This window comes from Pseudomonas sp. ASL8, from assembly GCF_056680355.1.
In genome coordinates, this window is record NZ_CM155278.1 from 3,308,078 (window position 1) to 3,320,218 (window position 12,141).

Sequence of the window (12,141 nt, forward strand, 5' to 3'; positions counted from 1 at the left end):
TGTGTAGGACTCATCCTCAAACCACCCCGGAAACGTCTCCTTCGTATCTCCCCGCATTGAACCCGTTCGTCATCCACGGCATGTTTCGCCCTTTCTGGCAGACCTATCAAAGGATGGCTTATGTCTGACGCGATCATCCGGTTTCTAAACTATCCCGGGCTGCTCACCCACGGCGACATGCGTGAGCGCGAAGACCTGCTCCCGATCCTTACCTCGCGCGAGCGGCCACACCGTCGGGTCGAGCAGTTGCTACAGGGATTACAGCCATGACCACTCACATTTATACCGTCCAGGAAGACGACACCCTCAGCGGTCTCGCGCAGCGATTGAACAGCAGTGTCGACGAATTACGGCGCCTCAATCCCTTTATCAACAACCCGAACTACATCCGCACGGGTTGGACACTGAACGTGCCGGACACCGCCGACGCACCCATGGCGGACAGCCCGCCGCCCGCACCAGACACCCGCGCCCTGGAGGTGTTGCACCTCGATCCCGTTGCCGCGCCGCCGGAACACTGCACCGTCAATTTCTGCGGCGAGCAGCCGTGCACGCGAGACACCCATTACGCCGACGTTATTTACGAAGTCGGCCAGGAGCGCTTCTGGCTGTTGCGCGAACACACCCTGAATACGCTGGTCGCCGCTGCCGATGGTCTGCAAAAAAAACTGCTGACCACCGATCCCGACTCACGCATCAACGCCCTGAATGACGCGGGTCTGCTGGAGCCCTTTCTTGAACCCAAAACCAGCAGCTTTCTCGATGCTCAGGACAGTCAGCGGTATCTGGAAATCGAGCATGAGCTGTCGACGATCAGGGGCGAGATTGAACGCACACAAGCAGAGGCCAAAGCGCAGAACGGCCTGAATATCGATAACACGCCGAACATGTCGGGCGAACAGCGCAAGTACGTAGGTGAACGGCAGCGTGCTTATCAGCCATTGCGTCAGCAACACGCTGCACTCGATGCCAAGGGCCATAAAATCGCCCGCGAACGCGGCTACAGTTTTGAAGACGGTCATCTGTACAGCGCCGAGGCGATGAACGCTCGCGAGATCATCCAGCGCTACCTCAAACAGCGCCAGATTCTGGTGGATCTTGGTAAGCCGCACTTTAGTCAGGAGCAAATAGCTGAGTTTCAAAAGGAATACGACACGCTAAAAGCCGATCTGAAATACACCTACAACCGAAACGCGCCGCTACGTTTGGATGCCGAGCAGTGGCTGTTGACACATAGAAAGCAATTTCACTATTCCGAATTCACAAAAACCCTTCTCGAAGCCGCCGCCTACGGCCTGGCCTTGCCCGAGTACGCCCTGCAAGGCGACAGCGGGGAGATTCAGCAAGGGTTTGAGGCGTACGAGAAATACCACGCCTTGCTCAGGCAAAAAGCAGCCTTGGATCAACACGTCGAAAAATCATTCGACAATTGGGTCAATGTTGCCAAACAACAGCCTCCGAGCAGCCTGTTCTCCACGGAAGCCGTGCAGTGGCAGGCACTTGAAGCCCAAGAGCAGGCGCTGAAGAAAAAGGCCGAAGCGTTCGTCAAACATTCCAAACCCCTGCGTCATCTGCTCTGGAACCCCGAGACCTTCGCGCCACAACCGCAACAACGGCTGGTGCGTACCCACTTTCCGTTGCGAGAAATCAGCGTGCCTACCGAGCGCACACGCCTGCGCCACTTGAGCCTCACCGACGTACTCAACCACCTCAACCAACGCACCCGTGACCTGCTCAAGGAAGACCTGAACAAAGCACTGGCCCAAGCCAAAGACCCCACCGTCAAAGTGACTGCGGGCAATACGAGTGCCGACCCGGACCTGTTCACCTCCTGGCTGAAAATGAACGACGCTCGGCCCATTGAAATCCAGGACGGCTGGTTCGACCGCAACGGCTTTTTCCAGCCTGAAACGTTCAAGCGCTACATCAAGAACGAACAGATCTACATCGAGAACCTGCGCGACGACGCCACCTTCGACGCGTGGGGTGAAGACCTGCGCCAGATACTGTTCAAGCAAAGCACCCTCGGCCCGTTGCGCTTGTTCGATAACAGCCCGCAAGCGCGCTTGATCCGCTGCTTGACCCCGGCCCCAAGCAGCGTGCAACTCGCCAGCCAAGTCCTCGCCCCCAGCGTCAGCCTGAAAAAAGGCCTGGGCGCGTCGGCCAACGTGACAATGGATGTCAATCTGGCGCAGGGCGAAATTGAGGTGGCCTCGTTTGAGTTGCCTGGGCGGGCTGACGCGGAAAACATGACACTGAGCTACAAAAACGAGAACGACGACCAGGGCCAGAAAGTCGCAGACGGTATCGTCAAGTTCGGAAAGGTTTGCCTGACCGGCAGCATCAAGGCCTGGGGCTTCGCCGGCGCCTCAATGATGCTCAGCGCCAACCTGCGTGTGGGCCCGAACAAACAGGAAAACGACGACCTAGGCCTGGACACCGGCCGCGACGCGGAGCGCCGCCTCAGCCGCGCAGAAACCGGCCTGAGACCCTACATCCGCCACGACGACCTCCTCGGCGGACAGTTCAACCTGTTCGCTGGCGTACAGGGTGGGGTCAAAATCAATGGCTCACTGCTCTGGGCGCCGCCCGACGACCTGCTGACCCTGCGCCACCCGATCTTCAAGAAACACGTCGACAACGACGGTTGGCTGGAACTCGCCACCCTGGGCATCGACGCCTCCGCCGCATTAGGTGTCGGCACCAAGGCCGGGCTTAACCTGTCCCTGCAAAACGGCTACGTGATCCTGCGCATGAACGCCTCCGCTGTCGCCGGTGTTGGCGTGCAAGGCGCTTTCAACTTCGTCGTGGGCTACAAGGCGATTATCCAGATCCTGGATATCTTCAATAAAGCCCTGGTTGAAAACAACTATAAGAAAATGGTCTGGGTACAACCGGAGGCCTTCGCGTACTTCAGCAAACTGCAACTGCTTAGCGCGCTGGGTGTGGACATGCAGTGGGCGTTCTTGCGGGGGTATAACGTTGTGAGTCGGGTGTATGACGCGATAAAGGCTGGGGGGCGGGCGGGGCCGATGGCTCATGAGATTTTTGATAAACAAGACGATCAGGAATTGAAAAGGTGGTATTCAACCTTGACGCCAGAGGGGTTGGGGTCGCTGCTGGATACGCTACTTCAAAGGCCAAGGGCGTTTGAAGTAGAAGCGCAGGGCGATATGGGTGGCACAAGGACGGTGAGGTATACAGCGCAGCAATGCCATTTATTGCAGCAGCACGCGATCGAAATCATTTTAACTTCCATCTATGAGCTTGCCACGGCAAGCGCATATAACACGATCGGCTATGAAAGCCTGGCCTCGGCGCAAGAGCGGTTTGGCAAAGCAGTGCTGCGTTTTTCATCCTTTAATAAGCCGGATAATCCCAAGTTTATTTACTGTGAAAATGTATACCGGATGAGTAATTTCATGGCGGCAAATGCTGGTGAGCGACAACAAGATAGGAATATGCAAGAACGTTATAGAAAAGCGAGGCGTCGATTGGGCGAGGCGATGGACACTGTCTGTGATTTTTCATCACAGACAAAATTCTGGGACCCAGATGCAGGAACGGAGCTGGCACCATGGCCAAAATATTGACTGTCGCAGTGAAAATAGCCGGTCTATTATTTCTGTTAAGTAATTGTGCATGGGCTCAATTAACACCAGAGCAAGAAGAGGCGCGCAGCCAAGGTCTATTTTTCTTAAATATGATCAAGAGTGCAAAGGCAAGCCCTTTTCTTGAAATATCAGCCGAGGCTGGGGACACGGAGTCACAGTATTACTTGGCTGAAATTCTTAGGCGGAACCAAAAAATTATAACGCCGAGAGCTCAGGAGCTGTACGAAGCCGCCGCCGAAAAAGGCGATATTTACGCCATGATGCGATTGTCCAATAAAGGTGATGACCTTTGCCACATCATGGAGAACTGCCCGGCGGATATAAAAACACCTCAAGAGTGGCTGGAAAGCGCTCGCTCACTGGCCAAAGAAAGAGTCGCTCAGGGGGATGGTGAGGCCATGCAGCAACTTTTCATGATAACCGGTCATTTTGATTGGTTAGTCAAAGCAGCGGAGTCCGGCTTCCCTGATGCGCAGGAATGGCTCGGCTCTTTATATAAAGAAGGTGTTGGCACTTTTCTGATCCCCGGCAACCGGAAAAAAGAAATAGAGAAATGGTACAAGGCCTCGGCGGAAAGTGGCTATCCACCCGGTATGAACAGTTACGCCGATCTGCTGAATAAGCGCGGAGACCGTCAAGGTTTTGCTTATTGGATTGAGAAATCGGCCAAAGCCGGAGACTTTGGCGCCATGTCCGACTATGCCGCGTGGACGGCGCATATGCCCGACGAAGTCGGCTACCCGCTTGATCTGGTAAAAGCCTACGGTCTGACACTGCTTATGGCAGAAGCGGACCCCGGCAGAGGGCCGTCATCGCCTGGCTACGGAGGGCAAGTACTGCCAAGGGTCGCAGCCAAAATGACCTCCGAACAAATCGAAGCCGGCAAGGCGTACGCCAAAGAGTGGGCGAAAACCCATCCGCCGCTGTCGAGATTTCCGCCTAAGTACGGATATTAATGGTCGCTGGACACTCCCACGTCAACGCACGTAGGACCCATCCTTAAACTTCGCAAGACAACTCCCTACCTGCGCCCACCTTATTGAAACCACTCCTGTGTCGCCGCATCTTGCAGTTCTTCCGAACTTTTTTGTGGGCGACACACTGCCATGTCAACGGCCAAACACCCTGTACTCGATCAAACCGAACCCTTGTGTGCCGCCGCTAACCGACAGCAGTTGGGGTGCCTGGAAAGTACGTGGCTGGGCTGGAACGAGCTGCATCGTTTTGTCTGTTCTAAAGGGCATGTTTTTCTCAAGACCCCGAGGCGGATGAGCCGAAGCCAGGAGAGTTGTCAGGAGTGCATTCAGGATCGCTTTACGGAGCGGGTCCGCGCCATTGCCCTGGAAGCCGGGGTGACCTGGCTGGATGAGCAGTGGCGGGGTTATGGCGTGCCCCATAACTTTCGTTGTTCGCAGGGGCACACGTGGCAGCGTAAATCTTCGACCATGGGCTTGCACCCGGATTGCAGCGTCTGCAAACGCGACAAGGCCAGAAACCTCAAGGGGTTCTCCAACGGCCTGACCCGTTTGCAGCAGATCGCTGCGCAGCACGGCGGGGTATGTTTGGCTGATGCTTACACCAGTACCCGTCAACGGTATGGTTTTCGCTGTGCCCAAGGGCACGTCTGGGAGTCTCTAGGCGTCAATATCATGGGCGGTGCGTGGTGCCATGAGTGCGCGATTCAACCCAGACTTATCCATGAAAAGGGGGTGGATGGACTGGCACGTTTGCGTGAAGTGGCTGAACGCCATGGCGGGGTCTGCCTTGACCAGGAATACCTGGGCGTAAAGCATCACTATCGCTTTCGTTGCGATGCCGGGCATGAGTGGACGAGGTTGGGATCGAGCGCCTTGCATGGCAGCTGGTGTGTGAAATGCCACCTGAAGGCGAAGACGCTCACTCTTGATGACGCGCATCGGGCCGCGGCGGCGAAAGGGGGACAATGCCTGTCCACTGAGTATGTAAATGCCCAAATCAATCTTCAATGGCAATGCCAGAACGGGCATCGCTGGCTTGCCCGGATGGGGGGTATCCGACAAGGTGGTTGGTGCAAGCGGTGCCCAAAGAGCAGGCTAAGCCTCGACGATGCCCATCAGGCCGCGCGAGCGAGAGGCGGGGAATGCCTGTCCACCGAATACGAGAACTGCTACACAAAAATGCATTGGCTGTGCGGACGAGGGCATGGCTGGCATACCAGCCTGGCAATCATACGTAATGGCCATTGGTGCCCTGAGTGCTCTTATATGGCAAAGGTCACTACCCAGAAGACCATGAAACGTTATTTATCGGCCAAGTAAGGGCTTGGTCATCACGCTCATGAATAACGCCGACTCGAGAAAGCGCTGTAACCAGGCCCGTAGGCGAGGGTAGGGGCTTTGCCAGAACCAGTCGGGGTCGACGTAGCAGAATTGCCGCACAAAGGGCGCCAGAGCGATGTCGGCCAGCGTCACGTGCTCAGCGGTGAGGAAGGTCCGTTGTTGCAGGCGCTCTTCAAGCATTTGCAAAAACACCGCACCCAGGTCGCGGTAGTGTTCCTGCGAGTGTTCAGGATGGCGGACCGCGTATTTGTAGTGATCCAGATGGCGTTTGAAGACGTGATCGTTTTCTTCGATCAATGCCCCGATGTCTCTCTGGGCCTGCGGGTCGTTTGCCAGCAGCCAGTCATCGGGGTCGTTGAGCGCCAGTGCCCAGCGCATGATGCCCAGACTCTCGTCGATCACGCGTCCTCCCTCACAGATCAGGACGGGCACAGTGCCTTTGGGTGAACAGGCGAGCATGTGCGGCTGCTTTTCTTTGAGGCTGACTTCGCGAATGTCCAGTGCGCAGCCCGCGTAAAACAACGCCATGCGCGCACGCATGGCGTAGGGGCAGCGCCGGAAAGAGTAAAGAATCGGCGTCGCGGTGTTCACTGCGCTCGACAACGGGTCTCTTTACGCTTCGGCAGTCAGTTGACCGCAGTCGGCGATCACGACTTTTTTGCTGGTTTTGCCTGATTGCGAGCCCAGTGCTTCGATGGCTCGCACGACGTCCATGCCTTCGATGACTTTACCGAATACCACGTGCTTGCCATCCAGCCAACTGGTGACGATGGTGGTGATGAAGAACTGGCTGCCGTTGGTGTTCGGGCCGGCGTTGGCCATGGACAGGTCGCCTGGCTCGGTGTGCTTCAGGGTGAAGTTCTCGTCCTTGAACTTTTCGCCGTAGATCGACTTGCCGCCGGTGCCGTTGTGGTTGGTGAAGTCACCGCCTTGCAGCATGAAGTCTTTAATCACGCGGTGGAACGAAGAGCCCTTGTAGTGCAGGCCGTCGCCTTTCTCGCCGGTGCACAGGGCACGGAAGTTCTCAGCGGTTTTCGGTGCCACGTCTTCGCGAAGTTCCATCACGATGCGACCCATTGGCTCGTCGTTTGCGGTGATGTCGAAAAATACTTTTGAATTGGACACGGGTAGTTACCTTCTCATTTGAGGTGGCGCAACGGGTCGCGCCGTGGGTGTGTAGGGTACAGAAATTCCGCTTGGCAGTTCTGTCTGACACAGAAAATGGGGGCTGCCTGTCGGTTTATCAATTGCTGACCTCAATCGTACTCAAACCATTGCCCTGGCGCCGTACCTGAATCTGTACGGGGATTCGCTCGTGCATTTCCTGCACATGGGAAATCACCCCCACTTTACGCCCTTGGGCTTGCAGGCCATCGAGGGCATCCATGGCCAGTTGCAGGGATTCGGGGTCGAGGCTGCCGAAGCCTTCGTCGATGAACAGGGATTCGATTTTCAGCGTGCTCGAGGCCATTGAGGCCAGGCCCAGGGCCAGGGCCAACGACACAAGGAAGGTCTCGCCGCCGGACAACGAATGCACCGAGCGCAGTTCATCGCCCATTTCGGTATCCATTACCAGCAAGCCCAACATGCTGCCGCCGCGCTTCAGGCGATAACGGCGCACCAGTTGGCGCAGTTGCGCGTTGGCATGGTGAACCAGCAGGTCAAGGTTGTAGGCCTGAGCGATCTTGCGAAATTTGTCGCCTTCGGCCGAACCGATCAGCGTGGCCAGACGCGCCCAGCGTTGATACTGAGCATAGGCGTCGGCAATCTGTTGCGCCAACGCCTGATTGGCGTCTTGGCGGCGTTGATCGTCGGCTTTTTGGGCGCGCAGGTCGGCATTGAGGTGTTCATTGGCGGCGAACAGACCTTGCAGCTCGCTCAATGCGCTGTCCAGTTGCTCGGGGTCAAGGTTGCCGTTGTGTTGCGCTTGATGGCTTTGCAGACGCTGTTCGCGCTCGTGCAGCAGGACCTTGGCTTGCTCGATGGCTTTTTCACTGTGCTGCAGGCGTTGGCGCAGTTGGCTGACGTGTTCATCGTCGATGCTCAGTAACTGTTCCAGAGCACTGTCATCCAGCTCGCTATGGCGGCTGCGCCATTCGGCAATCCTGGCGCTCAGCTCGCTGCGTTCTTGCTCCAGGCTTTGCAGGCGTTCCTGCCTGGCTTTGAGTTCGGCGGCGAGTTGGATCAGTTGGCTGCGTACGTCCTGCAACGCTTGGCCTGCAGTGCTTTCGACGTGGCGCGCCTGCTCGACGGCGTGTTCCAGTTGTTGCTGCCAGCGTTCAGCGCTGCGCTGTTCACCGGCTTGGCCACCCAGCAGTTCAGCGAGCGTTTGCTGGCTGGTGTGCTGCTGCTGCGTGAGGGCGGCGAAACGTTGTTGCAGGTCTTCCAGGTGCTTGGCGCGGGCGTGTTGCTGGAACTGCTCCTGCTCGATTTTTTGCTGACGTCCACTCTGTTCAAGCAGCTCATCGCGTTGCTGCTCCAACTGGTCCAGGCGCTGGGTCACTTGCTGATCGAGCTGCATGACCGTCGCTGCTGCTTCGTTGCGCAAGCCATTGATAATCTCGGCGAGCAGCAGTGGGGTGAACGCCGCCAGTTCTTCTTCCAGGCGCTCATGGTCGCTGGCCAGTTGCCGCTGCTGTTCGGCCACATGTTGCGTGGCGGTCTGGCTGGCCTCGGTGGCGCTTTGCAGTTGTTGCTGCAGGCGCCCGGCGTCTTGTTGCAGTTTAAGCAATGCGCTCTGGCGTTGCTCATCCTGGGTGATGTTTTGAGACAGTTGACTTAACTGCTGGCTCAACCAACCATCGCGCTTGGCTACGTCCTGCTCCAGGAGTCGGGCGCTGAGCGGATGAGCCTCGATACTTGGGGTCAAGGCGTGTTGCTGTGTGGACAGTTGTTCCTGTTGGTGCAGGAATTCTTTTTGCTGAGCGATCAACCCACTGACGCTGGCGCGCAGGTCGACCAGCTTTTCCCGCAGGACATTTACGGCTTTCAGGGCGTTGGCTTCTTCGCTTTCGTCATGCCGGGTCAGGCTTTGCAGCAGGGCTTCAGGCTGATGGTACGGATGCTCGTGACTGCCACACACCGGGCACGGTTGGTCGTCCTGCAACTGTTCGCGCAATTCCTCGACACTCGCGCTGCGGGCGAGGCGTTGGCGCTCCAGCAGTTGCTGGGTGACTGCCAGGGTTTGCTCGGCGACCTTGAGTTCATCCTTGGCCTGAATCCCCTCACGGTTGAGGTGCTCGCGCTGTTGTTGGGCATGCTGCTGTTTCTGGGCAAGCGCCAGCGAACGGGTGTCGAGTTCCTGCTGCTCCGTCCATAAGCGCGCAAGGTCTTCGAAGGCGCGTTGCTGTTTTCGATTGTCTTGCAGCAGGCTGCCAAGGATCTGGATTTGCTCACCGACGGCATGCGCTTCAGCACCGGCTTCGCTGTACAGCAATTCCAGGGCGTTGCGTTGCTCGGTGAGGTGTTGGCTGGCGCTGGCGGCACGCTGCTCAAGCTGTGGCAACTCGATTTGGCCCTGTTTCAAGCGGCTGCCGATCTGCATCACTTGCTTCAGACGTTCGCGGTAGGCATTCCAGGCTTCGCTGAGCGGGGCCAATGTGCTGCTCTGCTCAAGCTGTCCGGCAATTCGTTCCAGCCGCTCGGCCACCTGGCGTTGCTGGTCGAGCAGGCCTTGCAGGGCGCTTTGGCCCTGCGCGCATTGTTGCTCGGCCTGTTGTTTGAGTTCAGCCGCCTGGCTCAGCTCGTCGATCAAGCGTGCGACAGTGCTTTGGATTTCGAAGGCTTGACGCAACAGCGGCGTGGCGTCGGCCTGCTGCTGCTGAGCGTTGAGCAACGCTGCGTGGGCATCGACCTGGGTTTTCTCGAGCTGCGCCTGCTGGGCCTGACGTTCGATCTGCTGCTGTTGATGTTGCTGAATCTGCGCCGCCAGCGGGCTGAGCTGGGCATTCAGCTCGGCCTGACGAGCGAACTGGTGACGTTGCGGCGCCAGGTGTTCCAGCCGGGCCAGCTTCAGACGTTCGGCGCTCTGGTCGTCCCACTGCAATTGGGCCTGTTGCACCTGTTCGGCAGCGCTTTGCTGTTCGTCCTGCAACTGACGCAGGACGTTGAGCCATTGCTGCTGAAGCTCAAGTTGCTTGAGTTGCGCTTGCTGAGTCTTCAGCTGTTGTTGGGCTTCGTTGAAACGCTGGTCGAGTTCGGCGCGGGCCTCTGGCGTTAGCGGTGTTACGCCGGTGGCCAGTGCTTTCAGATCTTCATGGACCTTTTCCGCTTCCTTGCTCTTGCTGTACGCGCGGCGGCCCAGTTGGCTGTAGATCGCGGTATCAGTGAGCTTTTCCAGCAGTTCGCTGCGCTCTTTGTCATCGGCCTTGAGGAAGGCGCTGAACTCGCTTTGCGCCAGCATGACGGCGCGGGTGAACTGTTCGAAGTTCAGGCCCAGGCGCGCTTCGAGCATGGCTTTGTATTCGGTTTTGTTCTGGCTGCTCAACACCTGTTCGCTGTCCAGATCGGTCAGGGTCTGGCGGCTGGCCTGGAGTTTTTTGCTGGCGTTGTCCCGTGCGCGGTTGGTTTCCCAACGGGCACGGTAACGACGGCTGTCGATGCCGATGAAATCCACTTCGGCATAACCGCTGCCGGTGCCACGCCGCAGCAAGGTGCGCGGGTCGTTGGTGCTGATATCGCCATCGATCTCCGGCACTTTGGACTGACCGACATTGCTCAGCCGTGGGATGGCGCCGAATAACGCCAGGCACAGCGCGTCGAGCAAGGTGCTTTTGCCGGCCCCGGTCGGCCCGGTGATGGCGAACAAGCCAGCACTGGCCAGCGGTTCAGCGGTGAAATCCAGCTCGAACGGACCGGCGAGGGAGGCGAGGTTTTTCAGGCGAATGGCGAGAATTTTCATGGCTGTTCGCTCTCCAGTTGCACGTCCTGCAAGAGCGTGGCGAAATCCTTGAGGGTTTGTTCGTCGACCTCGCTGCCATAGCTGTCCTGCCAGGCGCGGCTGAACAGTTCCAGCGGGCTGAGTTGGTCAAGGTCGATCAGGCCATTGCCGCTGTCATCGCCCCCGGCACCGCCGTTGCCCGCATATTCGGTGGCGATGCGCACCAGACGTACGGCCTTGCCTTGCAGGACGGTTTCGATTTGCTGGCGCAGATCGGGCTGTGGCTCGTCGAGGCGCACCCGAACTTCCAGCCAGGGTTGGCGTTCTATGTCAGCCAGCAGATCGATATTTGGCAAGGACGCCAGTTGCACCAATAACTCGGCCAGCGGTGCCGGACCGACGCGTTGCAGATTGACTGCGCGAGGAATCAGGCAGGGTTCGACGCTGATCAGTTGATCGCCGTCGCAATTGATTTCGAGAATCTGATGCTGATAGCCGATTTCCGAAAACGATAGCGGGATCGGCGAGCCGCTGTAGCGGATGCGATCTTCACCGTTGACCTTCTGCGGTTTGTGCAGGTGGCCAAGGGCAACGTAGGTGATGCTCGGACCGAACAGACTGGCGGGCAGGGCCTCGGCGTTGCCGATGATCAGGCTGCGTTCAGAGTCTTCGGACACCGAGCCACCGGCCATGTGCGCGTGGCTGATGGCGATCAAGGCCTGTCCCGGTTGGCGCTTGAGGTTGGCGGCTTCGATCAGCAGTTCATGGACCCGACCAATACCGCGCAGGTAGTCGTCGCCCAGGGTGGCGCCCGTGACTTCAGCGGGCCGAAGAAAGGGCAGCGCCAGGCACCAGGCGCCGATGTCGCCGTTTGCCTTGGATAGCGGCAGCAACAGGCGCTCGGCATCCAGTTGTCCGTCATCAAGCCACAACACCCGCCCCAGAGCATGGGTGCGCAAACGGCGCATCAGTGGTGCGGGCAGTTCGATGCGCGAGCCGGAGTCGTGGTTGCCGGCGATCATCACAATAGTCAGCAGCGGGAGCTGTTCGTGAGCGTTGACGATGAAGTCGTACAGGCGCTCCTGGGCTTTGACCGGCGGGTTGACGGTGTCGAAAATGTCCCCCGCGATCAACAGCACGTCAGGTTGGCGGTCGACCAGGCGGCCCAGCAGCCAGGTCAGAAAGCAGGCGTGTTCGAAGTCTCGCTCCTGGCCATGCAGGTTCTGGCCGAGGTGCCAGTCGGAGGTGTGGAACAAACGCATGGGGAATCCTTGTACAGCCTGTAGGAGCGGACTTGTCCGCGAAGAGGCCGGGTCAGTCAATGAAGATC

The 12,141-nt window shown here is 58.1% G+C and carries 8 protein-coding genes; 4 read left to right on the forward strand and 4 right to left on the reverse strand.

Going from position 1 to position 12,141, the window contains the following annotated elements; genetic code table 11:
* Positions 1 to 120: 120 nt before the first annotated feature.
* From AC1MEA_RS15305 to AC1MEA_RS15320, 4 genes are all read left to right on the forward strand, one after another.
* Entirely contained in the window at positions 121 to 270 is a 150-nt protein-coding gene (locus AC1MEA_RS15305; protein ID WP_480416660.1) for a hypothetical protein, read from the forward strand.
* Complete coding sequence (locus AC1MEA_RS15310; RefSeq protein WP_480416661.1) at positions 267 to 3,593, forward strand: LysM peptidoglycan-binding domain-containing protein; 3,327 nt, start codon at positions 267 to 269, stop codon at positions 3,591 to 3,593. Before AC1MEA_RS15305 ends, AC1MEA_RS15310 begins: the two co-directional genes overlap by 4 nt.
* Complete coding sequence (locus tag AC1MEA_RS15315; RefSeq protein WP_480416662.1) at positions 3,578 to 4,570, forward strand: tetratricopeptide repeat protein; 993 nt, start codon at positions 3,578 to 3,580, stop codon at positions 4,568 to 4,570. The genes AC1MEA_RS15310 and AC1MEA_RS15315 overlap by 16 nt, the downstream gene beginning before the upstream one ends.
* 150 nt (positions 4,571 to 4,720) lie before the next feature.
* A complete protein-coding gene (locus AC1MEA_RS15320) occupies positions 4,721 to 5,911 on the forward strand; it encodes a hypothetical protein (RefSeq protein WP_480416663.1) in 1,191 nt (396 codons plus the stop codon).
* Here AC1MEA_RS15320 and AC1MEA_RS15325 read toward each other — a convergent pair.
* The 4 genes from AC1MEA_RS15325 to AC1MEA_RS15340 form a co-directional block, all read right to left on the reverse strand.
* Complete coding sequence (locus AC1MEA_RS15325; protein WP_480918151.1) at positions 5,897 to 6,472, reverse strand: glutathione S-transferase; 576 nt, start codon at positions 6,470 to 6,472, stop codon at positions 5,897 to 5,899. The two genes, AC1MEA_RS15320 and AC1MEA_RS15325, sit on opposite strands and share 15 nt — an antisense overlap.
* Before the next feature lie 72 nt (positions 6,473 to 6,544).
* Positions 6,545 to 7,057, reverse strand: coding sequence for a peptidylprolyl isomerase (locus AC1MEA_RS15330; RefSeq protein ID WP_219061514.1), 513 nt, complete (start codon positions 7,055 to 7,057; stop codon positions 6,545 to 6,547).
* 118 nt (positions 7,058 to 7,175) lie between these two features.
* Positions 7,176 to 10,832, reverse strand: coding sequence for an AAA family ATPase (locus AC1MEA_RS15335; protein ID WP_480416664.1), 3,657 nt, complete (start codon positions 10,830 to 10,832; stop codon positions 7,176 to 7,178).
* Positions 10,829 to 12,073, reverse strand: a complete 1,245-nt coding sequence (locus AC1MEA_RS15340; protein WP_480416665.1) for an exonuclease SbcCD subunit D C-terminal domain-containing protein — start codon at positions 12,071 to 12,073, stop codon at positions 10,829 to 10,831. The genes AC1MEA_RS15335 and AC1MEA_RS15340 overlap by 4 nt, the downstream gene beginning before the upstream one ends.
* Positions 12,074 to 12,141 lie beyond the last annotated feature (68 nt).

Bases quoted from the DNA above. Each gene is read 5' to 3' on its own strand.
- AC1MEA_RS15335 (WP_480416664.1), bottom strand. From the start codon at position 10,832: ATGAAAATTCTCGCCATTCGCCTGAAAAACCTCGCCTCCCTCGCCGGT.
- AC1MEA_RS15340 (WP_480416665.1), bottom strand. From the start codon at position 12,073: ATGCGTTTGTTCCACACCTCCGACTGGCACCTCGGCCAGAACCTGCAT.
- AC1MEA_RS15305 (WP_480416660.1), top strand. From the start codon at position 121: ATGTCTGACGCGATCATCCGGTTTCTAAACTATCCCGGGCTGCTCACC.
- AC1MEA_RS15315 (WP_480416662.1), top strand. From the start codon at position 3,578: ATGGCCAAAATATTGACTGTCGCAGTGAAAATAGCCGGTCTATTATTT.
- AC1MEA_RS15320 (WP_480416663.1), top strand. From the start codon at position 4,721: ATGTCAACGGCCAAACACCCTGTACTCGATCAAACCGAACCCTTGTGT.
- AC1MEA_RS15325 (WP_480918151.1), bottom strand. From the start codon at position 6,472: ATGCGTGCGCGCATGGCGTTGTTTTACGCGGGCTGCGCACTGGACATT.
- AC1MEA_RS15310 (WP_480416661.1), top strand. From the start codon at position 267: ATGACCACTCACATTTATACCGTCCAGGAAGACGACACCCTCAGCGGT.